The organism is Arenimonas sp., assembly GCF_022842045.1.
GTDB lineage: Bacteria > Pseudomonadota > Gammaproteobacteria > Xanthomonadales > Xanthomonadaceae > Arenimonas.
In genome coordinates, this window is sequence record NZ_JALHQI010000035.1 from 1 (window position 1) to 19,227 (window position 19,227).

Sequence of the window (19,227 nt, forward strand, 5' to 3'; positions counted from 1 at the left end):
GCCGCCGCGGCCCGTTCGCGGCCTGGCTGGCCCTGTCCGACGCGGAGCGCACGCAGCTGCGTGCCGCCGCCGCCCGCTTCGCCGCGCTGCCACCGGAGCGCCAGCAGGCGCTGCGCGCGGCGTTCGACCAGCTGCCCTCGGACCAGCGCCAGGACTGGTGGCTGGGCCCGGAGGTGGGCGATGGGTTCGCCGCGCTGCGGCCGCTGTTCGCCTTCGTGCCCGAGGGCGAGCGCGCCGTCCTGCGCGCGCTGCTGCGCGAACTGACGCCGGCGACCCGCGCCGACCTCGCGATCCTGGCCCGCCGACTGCCGGCAAGCGAGCGCGAGGAGCTGCGCCGCGCGCTGGTGGAGGCGCCCGCGGAGGACCGCGAAGCGCTGGTGCGCGAACGCCTGGCGCGCTGACCGCGGCTACATGTTCACCAGGCTGGCCAGCAGGCTGGCGGTGGCGCCGATGCTGATCAGCACCAGGTAGCAGGTGCCCAGCACGCAGTACTTGAGCAGGGTCATGATCCAGCCCTGGCGGTAGACGCGCTTCTGCATCAGCAGCAGGTATAGCGGCATCCAGCACAGCAGCAGCACCTCGGCGACGCGAAGGCCGGCCGACAGCCAACCCAGCCCGCTGGTCCACCCTGCCAGCGCGTCCAGGAACAGCACCAGCAGCAGCCCCGCGCACAGGAAACTGTGGCTGTGCAGGGCGACGATCAGGTGCTCCATGTACAGCCGCCGCTTGAAGGCATAGGCGACCTTGAGCAGCACCGCGAACAGCGGCAGCAGCACGAACAGCGTCGTCGGCACCGTCGAGAGGAAGGCGTCCTTGAGCAGGTTGGGGTCGTCCTGGATGCGCTTGATGTTGCCCTGCGCGCGGCCGATGTAGGCATTGAGCCTGGCATTGCCGCCTTCGCCCAGCCACTCGATGCGTGCCGGGTTGGACTCGGGGTCCCAGGGCGTGCCGTTGAAGCTGATCCTGCCGTCCTGCCGGTCGCGCTCCACGGCCAGCGGCTTGCCGGTTCGCTGGCTTTCCTCGATCTCGGCGATGCGGCGCTCGGCGTCGTTCCTTATCGCCTTCTCGGCGACGTCCAGGCCGATCGAGACCCCCGGCACGCCCTTGGACTCCTCGCGCGCCGCGGTGATCTCGGCCAACGCGGCATCGCGGATGCGTTCGACATCGGCCACCGTGCTGGCCTCGAGCAGCCGCATACCGCCGGCGCCGGTGGCTTCCACGCCATCCGTGCCGGGTTCGCCGGGCGTCACGACCTGGATGGCGCCGCCGTCGCCGTTGTCGATGTCGAAGCTCAGCTGCGCCGCGAAGAACGCGAACAGGCTCAGGAACACGAACAGCCGCACCGGGCTGACGTAGCGCACGCGTCGCCCGGCGAAATACTCGTCGCTCAGGTAGCCCGGCTTAAACAACAGCGGCCCGAGCGTGCGCAGGATGCGCGAATCGAGTTCGAACACCGAGTCCATGAAGTCGCCGACGATCGAGCTGAAGTGCCGCACCAGGCCTTTGGTGGGTTGCCCGCAGGCGTAGCAATGTTCGCCCAGCAAGGCCTCGCCGCAGTTCTGGCAGCGGCGCGCCGGGGCGGGGTCGGGGGACGGGATGGCTTCCGTGGTCATGGCGGGCTCCGGGGCGGCAGCCGCTAATATAGCGGTCCTCCGCCGAACGGCATCGCCCCATGAGTCACTCCGAAACCCGCGTCGCGCGCCTGCTGCGCGAGATGCGCGTCAGCTTCGTGCTGGCCCTGCCGCTGGTGCTGGGGCAGCTGTCGTCGATGGCGATGAACATCGTCGACACCGTGCTGGCGGGCCGCCATGGCCCGGTCACCCTGGCGGCCGTGGGCGTCGGCAGCGCGGTGTGGTCCGTGGTGATCCTGGTCAGCATCGGCGTGCTGATGGCGGTGCCGCCGACGGTCTCCCAACTCAACGGCGCCGGGCGCCGCGCCGAGATCGGGCCGGTGTTCCGGCAGGCGCTCTGGCTGGCGCTTGCCCTGGGCTTCGGCCTGTTCTTCGTGGTGCGTGCCGGCGCGCTGGCGCTCGAGCCGATGGGCATCACCGCGGAGGCGCGACCCGAGGCCATCGCCTTCCTGCGTGCGATCAGCTGGGGCGCGCCCGCGCTGGCGCTGTACTTTTGCCTGCGCAACCTCAGCGAGGGCGTGGCCTGGACGCTGCCGACCATGGTCTTCGGCATCGCCGGGCTGGTGCTGCTGGCGCCGCTGGGCTGGGCGCTGATGTTCGGCCTGCAGCTGGGCGCGGCCGGGCTGGGCTACGCAGTGGCGATCACGCTTTACTGCCAGTGCATCGCGCTCGCCGCCTATCTGTTCCATTCGCCGCGCTTCGCCGACCTCGGGCTGTTCGCGCGCTTCGATCCGCCGCGCTGGGCGCCGATCCGCGCGTTGCTGGCGCTGGGGTTGCCGATGGGTGTTTCGGTGTTCATGGAGGGCAGCCTGTTCGTCGCCACGGCACTGCTGATCGGCCAGTTGGGCACGACCCAGATCGCCGCGCACCAGGTCGCGATCCTGATGGCCAGCCTGTGCTTCATGGTGCCGCTGGGCGTGGCCATGGCGACCACGGTGCGGGTCGGCCATGCGGTCGGTGCCGGCGATCCCTCGGCGGTGCGCTGGGCGGCCGCGGCCGGCTACAGCCTGGCGATGCTGGCGCAGACGCTGTCCGCGCTGGTGCTGGTGTTCGCGGGGGTGTGGCTCGCCGGGCTTTTCACGCGGGATCCGGCGGTGATCGCGCTGGCGGCGCTGCTGATGGCCTATGCCGCGGTGTTCCAGTACCCGGACGGGCTGCAGGCGATGTCGGCCGGCGCGCTGCGCGGGCTCAAGGACACCCGCGTGCCGATGTTCATCACGGTGCTCGCCTATTGGGGCGTGGGCCTGCCGCTGGGCTACTGGTTCGGCCTTGTGAAGGGCCAGGGCGCGCCGGGCCTGTGGACCGGCCTGATCCTGGGTTTGAGCGTCGCGGCGGGCCTGCTGGGCTGGCGCTTCTGGCGGCTGGCCCGCCGTCCCCTGGCGCCGGTCCGGGTGACGTAAGGCGCATGCGGTCTTCACCCCGGCTGGGTATGCTGGCCCCAAGTTAAGTGGAGTACTGCAATGTCCGAAGCCAAGCGCGGCCCGATCCTGGGTTTCTTCCGGGGGGTCTGGAGCGTCCTCACCTTCTTCCAGCAGCTGGTGTTCAACGCGTTGTTCCTGCTGTTCCTTCTGTTCGCCTTCATCTTCCTGCTGGCCATCGCCGCCAGCCCGGGCGTGCAGCCGATCCAGGAGGACACCGCGCTGGTGCTGGATCTCGATGGCCGCCTGGTCGAGCAGTTCAGCTCGGCGCCGGTGGACCGCGTGATCAACCGCGCCACCGGACAGGCCCAGCCCGAGATCCAGCTGCGCGACCTGCTGCGGGCCATCGAAGCCGCGCGCGAGGACAAGCACATCGATCGCATCGTGCTGCTCACCGACGGGTTCTCCAGCTCGGGCTTCGCCTCGCTGCGCGACCTGGCGGCGGCGCTGCGCGAGTTCCGCGCCTCGGGCAAGCAGGTGGTGGCTTATGGCACCGACCTCGAGCAGCGCCAGTACTACCTGGCCGCGCAGGCCGACGAGGTCTACATGGACCCGCAGGGCGGCGTGCTGCTCGAGGGCTTCGGCCGCTACCGCATGTACTACCGCGAAGGCCTGCAGGAAAAGCTTGGCGTGGACGTGCACCTGTTCAAGGTCGGCGAGTACAAGTCCGCCGCCGAACCCTACGTGCTCGACGCCGCCTCGCCGGAGGCGCGCGAGGCCGATCTGTACTGGATGAACGACGTCTGGCAGCGCTTCGTCGCCGACATCGCCCAGGCGCGCAAGCTCGAGATCGACGCGCTGAACGCGATGATCAGCGAACTGCCTGCGCGCGTGCAGGCGGCGCAGGGCAACCTGGGCCAGCTGGCGCTGGACGAGAAGCTGGTGGACGGGCTGCGCACCGGCCACGAGTTCGAGCAGATGCTGGTCGAGCGCGGCGCGCTGGACGAGGAGAACCAGACCTACCGCCAGATCGGCCTCGACGGTTACCTGATGCACGTGGACCGCCCGTACCTGGGCCTGGACGAGCGGCCGAAGGTGGCCGTGGTGGTGGCGCAGGGCGAGATCACCTACGGCGAGCAGCCGCCGGGCACGGTGGGCGGCGAATCGACCGCGGCCCTGCTGCGCGCGGCGCGCGAGGACGACAGCGTCAAGGCCGTGCTGCTGCGCGTGGATTCCCCGGGTGGCGGCGTGTTCCCGTCCGAGCAGATCCGCCGCGAGGTGGAGCTGGTGAAGGCCGCGGGCAAGCCCGTGGTCGTCTCGATGGCGAACGTGGCGGCGTCCGGTGGTTACTGGATCTCGATGAACGCCGACAGCATCTACGCCGACGAATCCACTATCACCGGCTCGATCGGCATCTTCGGCCTGTGGATGACGGTGCCGCGCGTGCTCGAGAAGATCGGCGTCAGCACCGACGGCGTGGGCACCACGCCGCTGGCCGGCGCCTTCGACCCGACCCGGCCGCTCGACCCGAATGTGGGCCTGCTGATCCAGTCGGTGATCGACCGCGGCTACGCCGAGTTCATCGGCAAGGTGGCGGAGGCGCGCGACGGCACCCCGGCCGAGATCGATGAGCATGCGCGCGGCCGCGTCTGGAGCGGCGCGCAGGCCAAGGAGCGCGGGCTGGTGGATGAGCTGGGTGGCTTCCAGGCCGCGCTCGACGCGGCGGCGAAGCTCGGCGAGCTGGGCGACGACTACGTGGTGAGCTACATCGAGAAGCCGCTGACGCCGTTCGAGCAGTTCGTGGTGAACCTGGGCAAGAGCTCGCGCACCGAAGGGCTGCTGCGCGTGCTGGCGCCGGCGCCGCTGATGCTCGACCGCGAGACCCTGGCCACCGCCGAGCGCGAGCTGGCCTGGCTGGACGGCAAGGGCCGCTCGCCGTTCCGCGCGGTGGCCCACTGCCTCTGCGCCTACTGAGGCGTTCCCGTCCGGCGGTACCGCACGACGCCCGGGCCTGCCCGGGCGTCGTCGTTTCAGCCGCCGGCTTCCTCGAGCGCGCGCTGGCGCTCGGCTTCGTCCTTGGCCTGGGTGTCCTCGACCGCACGGGCCTTGTCGAGCGGCGCCTTGATCGCGTCGCGCAGCCCGGTGTTGTCGGCCTGCGGCTCCGGCACGGTGTCGGGCGTGGGATCCGGTTTGGGGGCGTCGCAGGCGGTGGCCAGCACCAGGCTGGCCAGGATCAGGGCGAGGCGCATCGGCATGCTCCTTGGGGCGGTTGGCCGGTATCCTACCCCCGGGCCGCATGGAGCATCCGATGACGACCAACCGATGGCGACTGGACGGGCAAGTGGCGCTGGTAACCGGCGCCAGCGCGGGCATCGGCCGCGCCATCGCCGCCGAGCTGCTGGGGCTGGGCGCCGACCTGCTGCTGGTGGCGCGCGACGAAGCCGCCCTAGAGGCGACGCGCAGCGAACTCGCGGATGAGTTCCCGGAAGCGCGGGTGCGCGCTTTTCCCGCCGACGTGTCCGATGCCGAGCAGCGGCGCGAGATCTTCGACTGGGTCGAGGACCTGGGCGAGGGCCTGCAGCTGCTGGTCAACAACGCCGGCACCAACACCAGCCGCCCGGCGATGGACTACGGCGACGACGAGTGGCGTCAGATCTTCGAGACCAACCTGTTCTCGGCCTTCGAACTCAGCCGCTTCGCCTTTCCGCTGCTGAGCCAGCACGCGGTGTCGTCGATCGTGAACGTCGGCTCGGTCTCGGGCCTGACCCACGTGCGCACCGGCGCGCCCTACGGCATGAGCAAGGCCGCCCTGCACCAGCTCACGAAGAACCTGGCTTGCGAGTGGGCCGAGGACGGCGTGCGCGTCAACGCGGTCGCGCCCTGGTACATCCGCACCCGGCGCACCTCGGCCAAGCTGGCCAATCCCGATTATCTCGACGAAGTGATCGACCGCACGCCGATGGGTCGCGTCGGTGAACCCGAGGAGGTCGCCGCGGCGGTCGCCTTCCTGTGCCTGCCCGCTGCCAGCTACATCACCGGCGAGTGCATCGCCGTCGACGGCGGCTTCCTCCGCTACGGCTTTTGAACCCACAGGGGCTTGCCGAATCAGCGGCAGGATTCGGAGACGATGGCGTCGAGCCGCAATACCTCGGACTTGCGATAGGCGGCGGTGTCGCTGAAGGCGTGCAGGGCATCGGAGCGGGCCTGCTTCAGCTTTCGCTTGAACTGCTCGCAGGCCCCGTCGTCGTCCAGGCGGACGCAGGATTCGGTGACCCAGCGGCAGGTGCCGGCCGCAGCGCTCGAGCCACGCACGTCGTAGCCCAGCACCGGCAGCGGCACGCAGCGGGTGTTCGGGTCGTAGTCTTCGCTGAAGCGCTGGCTGCCGTCGAAATCAGTGCACTGGAACACCGGCGGGGGTGGGAAGGGCAAGCCCTGGCCGAAGTCTTCAGGCGGCGGCTGCGCGGCGTCGACCGGCTCGGGGGCGCGCTCGGGCTCGGGGGCACGGGGTGACGGATCGCGCGGCCGCACCATGCTGCGCGCCGACTGCTGCTGGCCCGCGGGGCAGGGCTCGTCCTGGAGCGTGATGCGGCCACCGGCATCCTGGCAGCGGTACACGGTCAGGTCTTCGCCCGCGACCGGGCCGACGAGGGCGAGCAAACTCGCTAAGCTGGCGATGACCCACGGGCGCATGCCGGGATTCTCCCTCCGCGCCCCCGCCACCGCCACCCCGGGACACGTCATGACGCGCCTGCTGTTCATCCTCGCCCTGCTCGCGGCGCCGCACGCCTTCGCCGCCATTCCCGCCGCGCCCGACCGCACCGAAGGCGAGGGCCCGTATCCGCAGCTGATCCTGCGCGGCGCCACGGTGATTTCCGGCACCGGCGCCCCGGCCTACGGCCCGGTCGACATCGTCATCGAGGGCGACCGCATCCGCGAAGTGCGGATCGTCGGCAGCGCCAACACGCCGATCGATCCCAAGGGCCGGCCGGTGCTCAAGGCAGGTGGCCGCGAGATCGACCTCACCGGACAGTTCGTGATGCCGGGCATCGTCGACCTGCACGGCCACATCGGCGGCGAGGAACAGGGCGTGGACGCCGAATACGTCTACAAGCTCTGGCTCGGCCACGGCATCACCTCGGTGCGTGACCCGGGCTGTGGCAACGGCATCGACTGGTGCGTGTCCGAACAAAAGCGCAGCGAGCGCAATGCCATCACCGCGCCGCGCCTGTTCCCCTACGCGTTCTTCGGCCAGGGCCGCCAGGCGCCGATCACCACGCCCGAGCAGGGCCGGCAGTGGGTGCGCGACATGAAGTCGCGCGGCGCGCTGGGCATGAAGTGCTTCGGCTTCCGCCCCGACATCCTGGAGGCGGTGTTCGACGAGTTGAAGAAGCAGGGCATGGGCAGCGCCTGCCACCACGCCCAGCTCGACGTCGCGCGCGTGAACGTCCTGACCACGGCGCGCTGGGGCCTGGGCACGATGGAGCACTGGTACGGGCTGCCCGAGGCGCTGTTCGACGGCCAGACCGTGCAGCAGTACCCGGCCGACTACAACTACCTTGACGAGCAGGACCGCTTCGGCGAGGCCGGCAAGCTCTGGGCCCAGGCCAGCGAAAAGGGCAGCGAGCGCTACGAGGCGGTGATGAAGGAGCTGCTCGCGCTCGACTTCACCCTCGACCCGACCTTCAACATCTACGCCGCCAGCCGCGACCTGATGCGCGCGCGCCGCGCCGACTGGCACGAGGACTATACGCACCCGGCGCTGTGGGATTTTTTCACGCCCAACCGCGGCAACCACGGCAGTTTCTTCTTCGACTGGGGCAGCGAGGAGGAAGTGGCCTGGCGCGACAACTACCGGCGCTGGATGGCCTTCGTGAACGACTACAAGAACCGCGGCGGCCGCGTCACCGTCGGCAGCGACTCGGGCTACATCTACAAGACCTACGGCTTCGGCACCATCGAGGAGCTGGAGATGCTGCGCGAGGCCGGCTTCCATCCGCTGGAGGTGATCCGCGCCGCTACGCTGTCGGGCGCCGAAGTGCTGAAGGCCGATGACCGGCTCGGCTCGGTCGAGGCCGGCAAGCTGGCCGACCTGGTGGTACTGCCGGAAAATCCGCTGGCCAACCTGAAGGTGCTGTACGGCAACGGCCACCTGCGCCTGGGTGACGACGGCCGGCTGCGCCGCGTCGGCGGCGTGCGCTACACCATCAAGGGCGGGTTGGTGTTCGACGCGCCGGCGCTGCTGGCCGACGTGCGCCGCAAGGTCGCCGAGGAAAAGGCGCGCCGCGGCATCGAGCGCCTGCCGCAGCCCGGCGAGTAGCCGGGCCGCGCGCGCGGGCGGTCAGGCCGCCTTGGTCGCCTTTTTCACGGCCTTCTTGGCGGCCGGCTTTTTCGCCGCGGTCTTGGTCGTCTTCTTCGCGGCCTTCTTCGTGGCTTTCTTGGCGGCCTTCTTGGCCGGCGCCTTCTTCGGCGCGGCTTCGCCGGCTTCCTTCTTCACCGCCTTCCTGGCCGGCGCCTTCTTGGCCGCGACCTTCTTGCCGAAGCGGCCGCCCTTGCGCACCGGCTTGCCCTCGGCGAGCAGCGCCACGCACTCCTCCTGCGTGAGGCTGGCGGGGTCGCGGTCCTTGGGGATCTTGCCGTTCTTCTCGCCGTCGGTGATGTACGGGCCATAGCGGCCGTTGAGCACCTGGATGTCGGTGCCGGGGAAGACCTTGATGGTGCGGTTGGCGATCATCTCGATCTTCGCCTGCACGCGTTCCACCGCCTGCTCGAAGCTGATGGTGTACGGATCGTCCTCCTTGCCCAGCGAGGCATAGGTGTCGCCCCACTTGGCGAACGGCCCGAAGCGGCCGATCGCCACCGTGACGTCCTTGCCCTCGAACTGGCCCAGCGCGCGCGGCAGGTTGAACAGCGGCAGCGCCTCCTCCAGCGTGATCGTGTGCATGCTGGTGCCGGGGCGCAGCGAGGCGAACTTGGGCTTGTCCTCGTCCTCGGCGGTGCCGATCTGCGCGAACGGCCCGTACCGACCCAGGCGCACCGACACCGGCTTGCCCGACTTCGGGTCGGTGCCCAGCACGCGCGAGCCGGTGGCCTCGGAGCGGTCAACCGACTCGCTCTTCTCGTCGATGGTGGCCTTGAACGGCTTCCAGAAGCGCTCGAGCAGCGGCACCCAGGCCGCTTCGCCCGCCGCCACCGAGTCCAGCTCGTCCTCGAGCTTGGCGGTGAAGTCGTAGTCCACGTACTGCATGAAGTGGCCGGTGAGGAAGTTGGCCACCGCGCGGCCGACGTCGCTGGGACGGAAGCGGCGGTTGTCCAGGTACACGTACTCGCGGTTCTGCAGCACCTGGATGATGCTCGCGTAGGTGGACGGACGGCCGATGCCGTACTCCTCCAGCGTCTTCACCAGCGAGGCCTCCGAGAAGCGCGGCGGCGGCTCGGTGAAGTGCTGGTCGGTGTGGATGCTGCCCAGCGGCACGGCCTGGCCGGTCTTCATCGGCGGCAGCTTGCGGCCTTCGTCATCGTCCTCGGCGGACTTGGCGTCCTTGCCTTCTTCGTACACGGCCAGGAAGCCGGGGTCGATGACGGTGGTGCCGCTGGCGCGGAAGCTGTGCTCGCTGCCGGCGGCCAGCTCGACCGAGACGGTGTTCATCGTCGCCGGCACCATCTGCGAGGCGACCGTGCGCTTCCAGATCAGCTCGTACAGGCGGCGGGCGTCGTCGTCGAGGTACTTCGCGATCGAGGCCGGCGTGCGCAGGGCGGACGTGGGGCGGATCGCCTCGTGCGCTTCCTGGGCGTTCTTGGACTTGGACTTGTACTCGTTGGGCTTGTCCGGCACGGCCTGGGTGCCGAAGTCGCGGGCGATCACGTCGCGGATCTCGACCACCGCGTCCGCCGACAGGTTCACCGAGTCGGTACGCATGTAGCTGATCAGGCCGACCGAGCCCTCCTCTCCGATCGCCACGCCTTCGTACAGCTTCTGCGCCACGCGCATGGTGCGCGAGGTGGTGAAGCCGAGCTTGCGCGCGGCCTCCTGCTGCAGGGTGGAGGTGATGAAGGGCGGCGACGGACGCCGCTTGCGCTCCTTGCTGACCACGTCGGTGACGCGCAGGGCGTCGCCGGCGGCCTTGACCAGGCGCGCGCGCGCGGCCTCGGCGGCCTTGGAATCGGTGATCGTGAACTGCTCGAACTTCTGGCCGTCCAGCTTCACCAGCCGCGCCGTGAAGGCCTGCTGCGGATGGTTGAGCTCGGCCTCCATCGACCAGTACTCGCGCGGCACGAAGGCTTCGATTTCCTCCTCGCGCTCGACGATCATGCGCAGGGCCGGCGACTGCACGCGGCCGGCGGACAGGCCGCGCTGGACCTTGCGCCAGAGCACGGGCGAGAGGTTGAAGCCGACCAGATAGTCCAGGGCGCGGCGCGCCTGCTGGGCGTCGACCAGATCGCCGGCGACCTGGCGCGGGTTCTCGACCGCGGCCTTGATCGCCTTGGGGGTGATCTCGGTGAACACGACCCGGTGCAGGGCCTTGCCCTTGAGCAGGCCGCGCTCCTTGAGGATCTCGGAGATGTGCCAGCTGATCGCCTCGCCCTCGCGGTCCGGGTCGGTGGCCAGGTAGATGGCGTCGGCCGCCTTGGCGGCCTTGGCGATGGCCTCGACGTGCTTCTCGTTCTTCTCGATCAGCTCGTAGCGCATGGCGAAGCCATGCTCCGGGTCGACCGCGCCCTCCTTGGGCACCAGGTCGCGGACGTGGCCGTACGAGGCCAGGACGTGGAAGTCCTTGCCCAGGTACTTATTGATCGTCTTGGCCTTGGCGGGCGACTCGACGATGAGGAGGTTCTTGGCCATGGCCGGGGGTTTGCTCCGCTGGGGCGCGCTTCGGGGCGCCCAGATGGCGCGGCCCGCGGGGGTCGCGGGCCGGGGGTCTTCTTTTTCATTAAGGCACCAGCCCGGCCGGCACTGTCAAGCCGGCCCGGCGGCCCGCCGGGGCGGGGCGGTGGGCGGCGGGCGCCGCCCCGGCCTGGGTCAGTAGCAGTTCGACGGCAGGTATTTGGCCCGGTCGAGGTCGCTGGAGCAGGCGTAGCGGCCGTTTTCTTCACGGGTCAGGTACAGGCTGCGCCCGGCCAGGGCGGCGTGGGTATGCAGGCCGCCCACCCGGATCTCGATCATGCACTGGTCCTCGCCCGGCACCAGCAGGTTCACCGAGAGCTGGCCGTTCAGGGTGGGCTCCGGCAGGCCCAGCTCCTCGAAGCTGGTCGGGCAGCGGCCGTGGGTCTGGAAGTGTTCCTCCACCGCGAGCACCAGGCCCCGCCCTTCGGCCAGGGCCTGGGCCAGCTTGGAACGGATGATGTAGTCCTGGTAGGCCGGCAGGGCAATCGCCGCCAGGATGGCCAGGACGAAGACGAGGCCCAGGCCGATGCCGCCGATCACGAGGGCGGGGAGCAGGCAGCCGTTCTTCTTCTTGTCCTCACTCGCCGGGGAGACCGCGACCGTCGCGGCCGGCGCCATGGCCGCCGGCGCCATCGGCGGGCCCATGCCCAGCTCGTCGCGGAACTGCCGCAGGGGTGCCCACTGGGCCAGGCCTTCGCGCCAGACCAGGCTGTCATCGGTCAGTTGCCCGGCCTGGAAGGCCGCCGCGACGGCGGCGGCATCGACCGGGCCCTGGCGGTTGCGGGTGGCGTCCACGTAGTACCAGATGTCCATCATTTTCCCCATGCCGCGCCGGGCGGCTTTCCCCAATGAAAACGCCCGGCCTGGGCCGGGCGCCGTGTCCTTCCCGCCCGGGCTAGTGCACCGGCTCGGGTTCGTCCTCGAACATCTGGCTTTCCATCCAGGCGTAGGCCGCTTCCGAGCCCGGCTGGTTGAACAGCACCATCAGCACGACCCATTTCAGGTCGTCCACGTCCACTTCGTCCTGGTCCAGCGCCATGACGCGGTCCAGCACCAGCTCGCGCTGGTCGGCGTCGATGACGCCGCTCTGCTCGAGGAACATCAGGAAGCCGCGGCACTCGATGTCCAGGCGGTCGAGCTCGGGCTCGGCGTAGACGCGCACCGGGGTGTCGAGCCGGGCGACGGACGAGGCTGGGCGCTGGCGCGCGAGTTCGTCGAGCCAGTCGAAGGCCTTGTTGATTTCCGCGGGGCTGAAGCCGGCCTGGATCAGGCCATTCTGGAGCGAGTCACGGTCCCGGACGGCGTCGGGGTCGTCGTAGAAGTAGTGTTCGAACAGGTACAGCAGCACATCCAGGATGGTCTCTTTCATTACCCTCAGCCTGCGCCCGGGGCGCGTTGGGAAGGTCAGGGACGGCGGGCGTAGCGACCGTTGTCGGCGACCACTCGCCCTTCCAACTCCATGACAAGCAGCATGGAGGACAGGGCGGCCACCGTCAATCCTGTCCGCTCGGCCAGGGAATCCATGCCGGTGGGGTCGTGGCCCAGTGCCGACCACAGCCGGTTGTGGTCGTCATCGGCCGGCGCCTGTCCGCGCGCTGACCGGGCGGCAGGGCGTGGCGGGGTGGTTTTCAGGCGTCCTCGCAGGGCCTCGGCCAGGCTTTGGGCCACCGGCGCGAGCGCTTCCACCACCTCCCCGGGCGACTCGACCAGGGCCGCCCCGTCCCGGATCAGCCGGTGGCAGCCGCGGGCGGTGGGATTGTCGATCGAGCCGGGCAGGGCGAAGACCTCGCGGCCGGCCTCGGCGGCCAGGCGGGCGCTGATGAGGGCGCCCGAGCGCATCGCCGCCTCGATGACGACCGTGCCCAGGCTGAGCCCGGCGATGATGCGGTTGCGGCTGGGGAAGTGGCTGGCGAGCGCGTCGGTGCCGGGTGGGTGTTCGGTGACCACGGCCCCCCCGGCCGCGATGCGCGCCATCAGCCCGGCATGCGACGCCGGGTAGCAGCGGTCCGGCCCGGTGCCGACCACGGCGATGGTGCGCCCCGCGGCCATCGCGCCCGCGTGCGCCGCGGCGTCGATGCCCTCGGCCAGCCCGCTGGTCACCGCCCAGCCGGCGCGGGCGAACGCCTCGGCGAACCGGTGGGCGCGCTCCCGCCCGCCTGCGCTGGGATGGCGGCTGCCCACGATCGCGACCTGCGGGTGCCAGAGCAGCCCGGCGTCGCCGGCCACGAACAATAGCGGCGGCGGATTGGGCGAGCGGCGCAGCAGCGCCGGGTAATCCGGGTCCTGCCAACCAAGCAGGCGATGCCCTGGCCCGGCGCGCCAGGCCAGATCGGCCGCGAGCTGCGCGGGAACGGGATGGCGCAGCGCCATCAGCGCGGCGGGCGCAAGGCCCAGCCCCGCCCCGTGGCGAGCGGCATCGAGCGCAGCGGCCGGGTCCGGGCGCGATTCCAGCAGGGTGCGCAGGGTCGCGGCCGGCAGGCCGGCGCGGGCCAGGATCAGGAGGGCGCGGTCGTTTTCCAAGGTCCCCATAGCATCGCGGCGCCCGAAGGCGCCGCGATGTAGGAGCTTTGCGTGGACCGATGTCTTACTCGGCCGCGTCCGGGTGCTTGAGCACGTCACCCTGGGAAATCGGGCGGATGCCGTTCATCACCAGCGCGTAGCTGACCTTGTCGAAGGTGCGGAACACCATCACGTGGCCCACGAAGTCATCCGGCATCTCGACCGTGTCGCGGCTGGCCATGAAGGCGTTGCGGTTGGCGATCCGGTCTGGACGCACCGCACCCTCGCTCCAGACGGAGAAGGTGTGGCCATTGCGAACGCCTTCGCGGGCACCGACCGACAGCGCAACCACGTAGCGCGGACCGGCGCCGACGCCATCGGCCACGGCGAGGATGCGGCCGTTGTCCGGGATGCTGTCCGGCGCTCGCGGCATGAACTGCAGGTCGTACGGCTGCGCTTCCGGCGCCAGGATGCGGTCGCCGATGCGGATCTCGCGACCCTCGTCGCGCAGCAGCACCACGGCGACTTCGCCCTGGACGCGCGTCACTTCGCCGCTGGCGTGCAGCTGCAGCTCGTGGCCCAGGGTCTCGCCGGTGGCCTCGCCGAAGCCCATCGGAGTCGTCCAGTGGCCGTGCATCCGATCGCCGCGATTGTCGAGGCTGGAGAAGCCAGGAATGCGCTTGCCCTTGCCGCCGCCGAACACGTTGACCGGGCGGACGATGTCCACCAGCTGGCCCGGACGGGCGCCATCGAGGCCGCGCACGTAGACCAGCTGGCCGGCCGCCGAACGCAGGCGGTCTTCCTCGAGGCCGACCACGTGGGGCAGGGACTCGATGTCGTCCAGCACGGTGAACTGCTTCAGGAACGGCTCGATGTCGGCCAGCGGGATCGTGTTGACCGCCTCGCCGATCTGCGGGCCCTGGGCCTGGACGACGGGCTTGCCGTCGATGTAGACCAGGCTGAGCACGTCGCCCGGATAAATGAGGTGCGGGTTCTTGACCTGCGGGTTGGCCTGCCAGATCTCGGGCCACAGCCAGGGCTTCTTGAGGAAGCGGCCGGCAATGTCCCAAAGGGTGTCGCCCTTCTTGACCGTGTAGGTAGTCGGATGATCGCCGGCAAGCTCCGCCGCGACAGCGGCAGTGGCGATGGTGAGCAACATGGCAGCAGTAACTGCAAGAAGCCGTTTAAGCATGGCGGCTATCCACCTGATTTTCCCCGGACAGGTTGGGCGACTATAGCCCAAATCCCGTCCCTGAATGCAAGCCCACCCGGGCTATAATGACGGCCCGGTCCCTTGAGGTCCGGTTCCGTCCTCCCCATTTCACCGCCCATGGCCAAGCTCACCATCCTGGAATTCCCCGATCCGCGCCTGCGGACCGTCGCCAAGCCGGTCGGGCAGGTCGACGACACCCTGCGGGGCCTGATCGTCGACATGTTCGAGACCATGTACGACGCGCCCGGCATCGGCCTGGCCGCGACCCAGGTCGATGTCCACCTGCGCCTGCTGGTATTGGACGTAAGCGAGGACAAAAGCAGGCCAATGGTCTTCATCAACCCGGAAATCCTCGACACCGAGGGCAGCCAGGTCTACCAGGAAGGCTGCCTGTCGGTGCCCGGCATCTATGCCGACGTGACCCGCGCCGACCGGATCCGCGTGCGCGCGCTCGACCGCGACGGCCAGCCGTTCGAGATCGACGCCGACGGCCTGCTGGCGGTCTGCATCCAGCACGAGATGGACCACCTTGCCGGCAAGGTCTTCGTTGATTACCTCTCGCCGCTCAAGCGCGAGCAGGTCCGCAAGAAGCTCGCCAAGCAGCAGCGCGCCGGCGCCGCCTGAGTGGCCCTGCGCATCGTCTTCGCCGGCACGCCCGGCTTCGCGGTGCCCTGCCTGCGCACAGCCGCCGAGCGCGGCGAAGTGGTTGCGGTCTACACCCAGCCCGACCGGCCCGCCGGCCGCGGCCGCCAGCCCGCCGCCTCGCCGGTCAAGCTCGAAGCCTTGGCGCGCGGCCTGCCGGTGTTCCAGCCCGAGAACTTCAAGTCCGCTGCCGCGCGCGAACAATTGCGCGCCCTCAAGCCCGACCTGATGGTGGTCGTGGCCTACGGCCTGATCCTGCCGCAGTCGGTGCTCGACATCCCGCGCATGGGCTGCTGGAACGTGCACGCTTCGCTGCTGCCGCGCTGGCGCGGCGCCGCGCCGATCCAGCGCGCGCTGGAAGCCGGCGACGCCGAGACCGGCGTCTGCCTGATGCAGATGGAAAAAGGCCTCGACACCGGCCCCGTGCTGCTGTCGCTGTCCACGCCCATCACCGACGACGACACCGGCGGCAGCCTGCACGACCGGCTGGCCGCGCTCGGCGCCGAGGTGCTGGGCGACGGACTGAAACTGCTGCGCGCAGGCATGCGTCCGCTGGTGCAGCCGCAGCCGGCCGAAGGCGTCACCTACGCGCACAAGCTCGACAAAGGCGAGGCCTGCCTCGACTGGTCGCGCCCGGCGCGCGAGCTGGCCAACCGCGTCCGTGCCTTCAATCCCTGGCCCGTTGCCGAGGCTGAGCTGGCCGGCGAACGCGTGCGCATCCATGCGGCATCGGCGCTCGACCTCGCGCATGGCCAGGCGCCCGGCACGGTGCTGGCCGCGGGCCGCGACGGCATCGACATCGCCTGCGGCGAAGGCGCCCTGCGGCTTCGGCAGGTGCAGCGCGAGGGTGGCCGCGCGATGGCCGCCGCCGACTACCTCAACGCGCGTCCGGCCCTGCGCAGCCCATGAATTCCCCCGCTGGCGCCGCCCTGCGCGCCCGCGCCGCCCGCGTGCTCGCGGCGGTGCTCGGCGAGGGCCGCTCGCTCAAGGCGATGCTGGGCCAGGCGCTGCCGGCCGTGCAGGACCCGCGCGATCGCGCCCTGCTCGAGGCGATCTGCTTCGGCGCGCTGCGCAACCGCCGGCGCTATGACCACGCGCTGTCGCAGTGGCTGGCCAAGCCGCTGGCGGCGCGCGATTTCCCGGTGCATTGCCTGCTGCTGGCCGGCCTGGCCCAGCTTGATGCGCTCGGCCTGCCGGCGCACGCCGCGGTCGGCGCCACCGCCGAGGCCACCCGTGAACTCGGCCGCGCGCCGCTGGTCGGCCTGGTCAACGCGCTGCTTCGTCGCGCCAGCCGCGAGCCGCTGCCGGCCAGCAAGGACCTGGCCGTCAGCAGCAGCCACCCGGACTGGCTGGTCGCCGCGCTTTACCGCGATTGGCCGGACCAGGTCGCCGCGGTGCTGGAGGCGAACAATCGCCCGGCGCCGCTGTGGCTGCGGGTGAACGCCGGCCAGTTGGGCATCGACCGCCTGGTGCGCTCGCTGCGCGAGGACGGCCTCGCGGCCACGACCCTCGAGGCGCTGCCCGACGCCGTGCGCGTCGAGGATCCGATCCCGGTCGAGCGGCTGCCGTTCTGGCACACGGGCGCGCTGGGCGTACAGGACGGAGCCGCCCAGCTGGCCGTGCATGCGCTGGCGCCGGGCCCGGACGAGCGCGTTCTGGATGCCTGCGCCGCGCCAGGCGGCAAGACCGCGCAGATCGCCGAGCGACTGTTCGGTGGCCACGGTGAACTGCTGGCGCTCGATATCGCGTCGCGCCGCCTGGCCCGCGTCACCGAAACGTTGGCGCGCCAGGGCCTGGCTTACGACCGCGTGCAGGTGAAGGTGGCCGACGCCGCCGCGGTGGACACCTGGTGGGACGGGCGCTCCTTCGACGCCATCCTGCTCGACGCGCCCTGTTCCGCCACCGGCATCATCCGCCGCCAGCCGGACATCAAGTGGCATCGCCGCGCCGACGACATCCCGGCCCTGGTGGCGCAGCAGGCGCGCCTGCTCGAGGCGCTGTGGCCGCTGCTCCGCCCGGGCGGCCGGTTGCTCTACGCCACCTGCTCGGTGCTGCGCGATGAGAACGAACGCCAGGTCGAACGCTTCCTGGCGGCACGTGCCGATGCCGCCGCGGTGCCGCTGGACGATCGCTTCGGCCGGCCCAGCGGCGCCGGTCGCCAGCGCCTGCCCGGGGAGGACGGCATGGACGGGTTCTTTTACGCGCTGTTGCGCAAGTCGGCCTGACGCCGGTTGCGGCCCGTCCCCGGTCTTGACGAGCGTCATGCCAAGCCGCCGGGCCACCTGCTAGCGTTGCCCGCCATGACCCCGAACGCATCGGATCGGCGCGACACCTGGCTGTTCTTCCTGCTCGCCTTTTGGGTGCTGGCCGTGGGTTTCGGACTGCGCGACCCCTGGCCCGCCGACGAGCCGCGCTTCGTGCTGGTGGCGAAGCAGATGGTCGAAAGTGGCGACTTCCTGTTCCCGCATCGCGGCGGCGAGTTGTACCCGGACAAGCCGCCGTTCTATTTCTGGTTGCTTTCGCTTGCCTACGGCTTCATCGGCAGCTGGCGTTGGAGCTTCCTGCTGCCGTCGCTGCTGGCCGGCCTGGGCACGCTGGCGCTGGTGCGCGACCTGGCCAGCCGGCTGTGGACGCCGCGCGCCGGCCTGTGGGCGGCAACGGCGGTGCTGGTCTGCTTCCAGTTCGTCTACCAGGCCAAGCGTGCGCAGATCGATCCGACCCTGGTGTTCCTGACCACGCTGTCGCTTTACGGCATCCTGCGCCACCTGCTGCTGGGACCGAGCTGGCGCTGGCTGTGGTTTGGTGGTTTCGCCGCGGGCCTGGGCGTGATCAGCAAGGGCGTGGGCTTCCTGCCGCTGCTGGCGCTGCTGCCGTTCGCGCTGATGGCGCGGCGCGGCTGGGAGGGCCTGGCGCCGCTGGGCCAGGGCAACGGCTGGCGCTGGGCGCTGCTGGCGCCGGCCGTCCTGGCGCCGATCGCGCTCTGGCTGGTGCCGGTGTTCACCGTTGCCATCCTCAGCGGCAACCCGGAGCACGAGGCCTACCTGCGCAACATCCTGCTCAAGCAGACGGCCGAGCGTTACGTCGATCCCTGGCACCACCACGAACCGTTCTGGTACTTCGGCCAAGTGGTGCTGCTGTTCTGGCTGCCGTTCTCGCTGGCCTATCCGTGGCTGCTGGCGCCCTGGCGCACGGCCTGGCGCCAGCGCGACGCCCGCGTCTGGCTGCCGCTGGCCTGGAGCCTGCTGGTGCTGCTTTTCTTCAGCGCCAGCGGCGGCAAGCGCGACATGTACATCCTGCCGGCGCTGCCGGCGCTGGCGTTGGCCGCGGCGCCGTACCTGGACGCGATTTCGCGGCGCACCGGCTTCCGGCGGCTGGTCCTGGCCTTCGTGCTGCTGTTCTCGACGCTGCTGCTGGCGGCGGGCGCGGCCGCGCTGGTGGCCGAGCCCGGCTTCGCCCGCAAGCTGGTCGCTGAGCGCGGGCTGGGCGAAGAAGGGCGTTGGCTGTGGTGGATGCTGGCCAGCGTCGGCGCGGCCGGCCTGCTGGCCGCGGCCTGGGGGCGGGTGCGCGGCGCGCTCGTGGCCTGCGCGCTGCTGCTCGGCCTGCTCTGGAGCGGCTACGGACTGGTGGTCCATCCGCTGCTCGACGACGAGAATTCGGCCCGCGGCCTGATGCAGGAGGCGCGCGAACGGGTCGGCGAAGGCGTCGCCATCGGCTTGGTCGACTGGAAGGAACAACAACTGTTGCAGGCGGTCGGGCCCGTGGTCGAGTTTGGCTTCCGGCAGCCGGTGCCGGTGCAGGCGACGCGCGCCAAGGCCTGGCTGCTCGAGGCGCCGGGCGAGCGCTGGCTGCTGGTCCAGCGCAGCGAGCTGCTCGCCTGCATTGATTTCGAAGCCGCCGGCGCCGCCGAGCGCCTGGGCACCGCCAACCGCCGCGACTGGTGGCTGCTGCGCGCCGGGGCCCTGGCCGGCTGCCCCTGACGCCGGCCGCGCGTACACTATGCGC

The 19,227-nt window shown here is 70.6% G+C and carries 17 protein-coding genes; 9 read left to right on the forward strand and 8 right to left on the reverse strand.

The window, feature by feature from the left end; translation table 11 throughout:
* Positions 1 to 401 (forward strand): DUF3106 domain-containing protein (locus tag Q0C12_RS08900; protein WP_290889152.1); only part of this gene is annotated, 401 nt, incomplete at its 5' end.
* Positions 402 to 407: 6 nt separating this feature from the next.
* On the opposite strand, the gene Q0C12_RS08905 is transcribed toward Q0C12_RS08900, so the two are convergent.
* A complete protein-coding gene (locus tag Q0C12_RS08905) occupies positions 408 to 1,613 on the reverse strand; it encodes a DUF3667 domain-containing protein (protein WP_290889155.1) in 1,206 nt (401 codons plus the stop codon).
* Positions 1,614 to 1,672: 59 nt separating this feature from the next.
* Here Q0C12_RS08905 and Q0C12_RS08910 point away from each other — a divergent pair, with 59 nt between their 5' ends.
* Both Q0C12_RS08910 and sppA read left to right on the forward strand, forming a co-directional pair.
* Positions 1,673 to 3,031 carry an MATE family efflux transporter gene (locus tag Q0C12_RS08910; protein ID WP_290889159.1) on the forward strand — a complete coding sequence of 453 codons (1,359 nt, stop codon included), beginning with the start codon at positions 1,673 to 1,675 and terminating at the stop codon, positions 3,029 to 3,031.
* A gap of 60 nt (positions 3,032 to 3,091) precedes the next feature.
* Positions 3,092 to 4,963, forward strand: a complete 1,872-nt coding sequence (gene sppA, locus Q0C12_RS08915; protein WP_290889162.1) for a signal peptide peptidase SppA — start codon at positions 3,092 to 3,094, stop codon at positions 4,961 to 4,963.
* Between the two features lie 56 nt (positions 4,964 to 5,019).
* Here the strand turns inward: sppA and Q0C12_RS08920 are convergent, their stop codons facing one another.
* On the reverse strand, positions 5,020 to 5,238 hold the full coding sequence (locus Q0C12_RS08920) for a hypothetical protein (protein WP_290889164.1): 219 nt from the start codon (positions 5,236 to 5,238) through the stop codon (positions 5,020 to 5,022).
* A gap of 59 nt (positions 5,239 to 5,297) precedes the next feature.
* On the opposite strand from Q0C12_RS08920, the gene Q0C12_RS08925 reads away from it, so the two are divergent.
* Positions 5,298 to 6,074: an SDR family oxidoreductase gene (locus Q0C12_RS08925; RefSeq protein ID WP_290889166.1), complete on the forward strand. Its 777-nt coding sequence runs from the start codon at positions 5,298 to 5,300 to the stop codon at positions 6,072 to 6,074.
* Between the two features lie 20 nt (positions 6,075 to 6,094).
* Here Q0C12_RS08925 and Q0C12_RS08930 read toward each other — a convergent pair whose 3' ends face one another.
* On the reverse strand, positions 6,095 to 6,679 hold the full coding sequence (locus Q0C12_RS08930) for a DUF4124 domain-containing protein (RefSeq protein WP_290889168.1): 585 nt from the start codon (positions 6,677 to 6,679) through the stop codon (positions 6,095 to 6,097).
* Positions 6,680 to 6,728: 49 nt separating this feature from the next.
* Here Q0C12_RS08930 and Q0C12_RS08935 point away from each other — a divergent pair, with 49 nt between their 5' ends.
* Positions 6,729 to 8,306: an amidohydrolase family protein gene (locus tag Q0C12_RS08935; RefSeq protein ID WP_290889170.1), complete on the forward strand. Its 1,578-nt coding sequence runs from the start codon at positions 6,729 to 6,731 to the stop codon at positions 8,304 to 8,306.
* Positions 8,307 to 8,327: 21 nt separating this feature from the next.
* Here Q0C12_RS08935 and Q0C12_RS08940 read toward each other — a convergent pair whose 3' ends face one another.
* The 5 genes from Q0C12_RS08940 to Q0C12_RS08960 all read right to left on the reverse strand — a co-directional run bounded on the left by Q0C12_RS08940 (position 8,328) and on the right by Q0C12_RS08960 (position 14,562).
* Positions 8,328 to 10,829 carry a DNA topoisomerase I gene (locus Q0C12_RS08940; protein ID WP_290889172.1) on the reverse strand — a complete coding sequence of 834 codons (2,502 nt, stop codon included), beginning with the start codon at positions 10,827 to 10,829 and terminating at the stop codon, positions 8,328 to 8,330.
* 177 nt (positions 10,830 to 11,006) lie between these two features.
* A complete protein-coding gene (locus tag Q0C12_RS08945; protein WP_290889173.1) occupies positions 11,007 to 11,684 on the reverse strand; it encodes a GYF domain-containing protein in 678 nt (225 codons plus the stop codon).
* 82 nt (positions 11,685 to 11,766) lie between these two features.
* On the reverse strand, positions 11,767 to 12,240 hold the full coding sequence (locus Q0C12_RS08950) for a DUF494 family protein (protein ID WP_290889174.1): 474 nt from the start codon (positions 12,238 to 12,240) through the stop codon (positions 11,767 to 11,769).
* Between the two features lie 35 nt (positions 12,241 to 12,275).
* Positions 12,276 to 13,400, reverse strand: a complete 1,125-nt coding sequence (gene dprA / locus Q0C12_RS08955; RefSeq protein ID WP_290889176.1) for a DNA-processing protein DprA — start codon at positions 13,398 to 13,400, stop codon at positions 12,276 to 12,278.
* 55 nt (positions 13,401 to 13,455) lie between these two features.
* Positions 13,456 to 14,562, reverse strand: coding sequence for a LysM domain-containing protein (locus Q0C12_RS08960; RefSeq protein WP_290889177.1), 1,107 nt, complete (start codon positions 14,560 to 14,562; stop codon positions 13,456 to 13,458).
* A 138-nt stretch (positions 14,563 to 14,700) separates the two neighbouring features.
* On the opposite strand from Q0C12_RS08960, the gene def reads away from it, so the two are divergent.
* The 4 genes from def to Q0C12_RS08980 all read left to right on the forward strand — a co-directional run bounded on the left by def (position 14,701) and on the right by Q0C12_RS08980 (position 19,202).
* On the forward strand, positions 14,701 to 15,207 hold the full coding sequence (gene def, locus Q0C12_RS08965) for a peptide deformylase (RefSeq protein ID WP_290889178.1): 507 nt from the start codon (positions 14,701 to 14,703) through the stop codon (positions 15,205 to 15,207).
* A gap of 6 nt (positions 15,208 to 15,213) precedes the next feature.
* Positions 15,214 to 16,134 carry a methionyl-tRNA formyltransferase gene (fmt, locus tag Q0C12_RS08970; RefSeq protein WP_290889198.1) on the forward strand — a complete coding sequence of 307 codons (921 nt, stop codon included), beginning with the start codon at positions 15,214 to 15,216 and terminating at the stop codon, positions 16,132 to 16,134.
* Positions 16,131 to 17,450 (forward strand): 16S rRNA (cytosine(967)-C(5))-methyltransferase RsmB, encoded by a 1,320-nt coding sequence (rsmB, locus tag Q0C12_RS08975; protein ID WP_290889180.1) that lies wholly within the window; start codon positions 16,131 to 16,133, stop codon positions 17,448 to 17,450. Before fmt ends, rsmB begins: the two co-directional genes overlap by 4 nt.
* 75 nt (positions 17,451 to 17,525) lie before the next feature.
* Positions 17,526 to 19,202, forward strand: a complete 1,677-nt coding sequence (locus Q0C12_RS08980; protein ID WP_290889182.1) for a glycosyltransferase family 39 protein — start codon at positions 17,526 to 17,528, stop codon at positions 19,200 to 19,202.
* The last annotated feature ends 25 nt before the right edge of the window (positions 19,203 to 19,227 follow it).

Excerpts from the sequence above, each read along its gene's own strand:
- Q0C12_RS08935 (WP_290889170.1), top strand. The coding sequence starts at position 6,729 with ATGACGCGCCTGCTGTTCATCCTCGCCCTGCTCGCGGCGCCGCACGCC.
- def (WP_290889178.1), top strand. The coding sequence starts at position 14,701 with ATGGCCAAGCTCACCATCCTGGAATTCCCCGATCCGCGCCTGCGGACC.
- Q0C12_RS08910 (WP_290889159.1), top strand. The coding sequence starts at position 1,673 with ATGAGTCACTCCGAAACCCGCGTCGCGCGCCTGCTGCGCGAGATGCGC.
- Q0C12_RS08980 (WP_290889182.1), top strand. The coding sequence starts at position 17,526 with ATGACCCCGAACGCATCGGATCGGCGCGACACCTGGCTGTTCTTCCTG.
- Q0C12_RS08960 (WP_290889177.1), bottom strand. The coding sequence starts at position 14,562 with ATGCTTAAACGGCTTCTTGCAGTTACTGCTGCCATGTTGCTCACCATC.
- Q0C12_RS08940 (WP_290889172.1), bottom strand. The coding sequence starts at position 10,829 with ATGGCCAAGAACCTCCTCATCGTCGAGTCGCCCGCCAAGGCCAAGACG.
- Q0C12_RS08950 (WP_290889174.1), bottom strand. The coding sequence starts at position 12,240 with ATGAAAGAGACCATCCTGGATGTGCTGCTGTACCTGTTCGAACACTAC.
- dprA (WP_290889176.1), bottom strand. The coding sequence starts at position 13,400 with ATGGGGACCTTGGAAAACGACCGCGCCCTCCTGATCCTGGCCCGCGCC.
- sppA (WP_290889162.1), top strand. The coding sequence starts at position 3,092 with ATGTCCGAAGCCAAGCGCGGCCCGATCCTGGGTTTCTTCCGGGGGGTC.
- rsmB (WP_290889180.1), top strand. The coding sequence starts at position 16,131 with ATGAATTCCCCCGCTGGCGCCGCCCTGCGCGCCCGCGCCGCCCGCGTG.
- Q0C12_RS08905 (WP_290889155.1), bottom strand. The coding sequence starts at position 1,613 with ATGACCACGGAAGCCATCCCGTCCCCCGACCCCGCCCCGGCGCGCCGC.
- Q0C12_RS08930 (WP_290889168.1), bottom strand. The coding sequence starts at position 6,679 with ATGCGCCCGTGGGTCATCGCCAGCTTAGCGAGTTTGCTCGCCCTCGTC.
- Q0C12_RS08920 (WP_290889164.1), bottom strand. The coding sequence starts at position 5,238 with ATGCGCCTCGCCCTGATCCTGGCCAGCCTGGTGCTGGCCACCGCCTGC.
- Q0C12_RS08945 (WP_290889173.1), bottom strand. The coding sequence starts at position 11,684 with ATGGACATCTGGTACTACGTGGACGCCACCCGCAACCGCCAGGGCCCG.
- Q0C12_RS08925 (WP_290889166.1), top strand. The coding sequence starts at position 5,298 with ATGACGACCAACCGATGGCGACTGGACGGGCAAGTGGCGCTGGTAACC.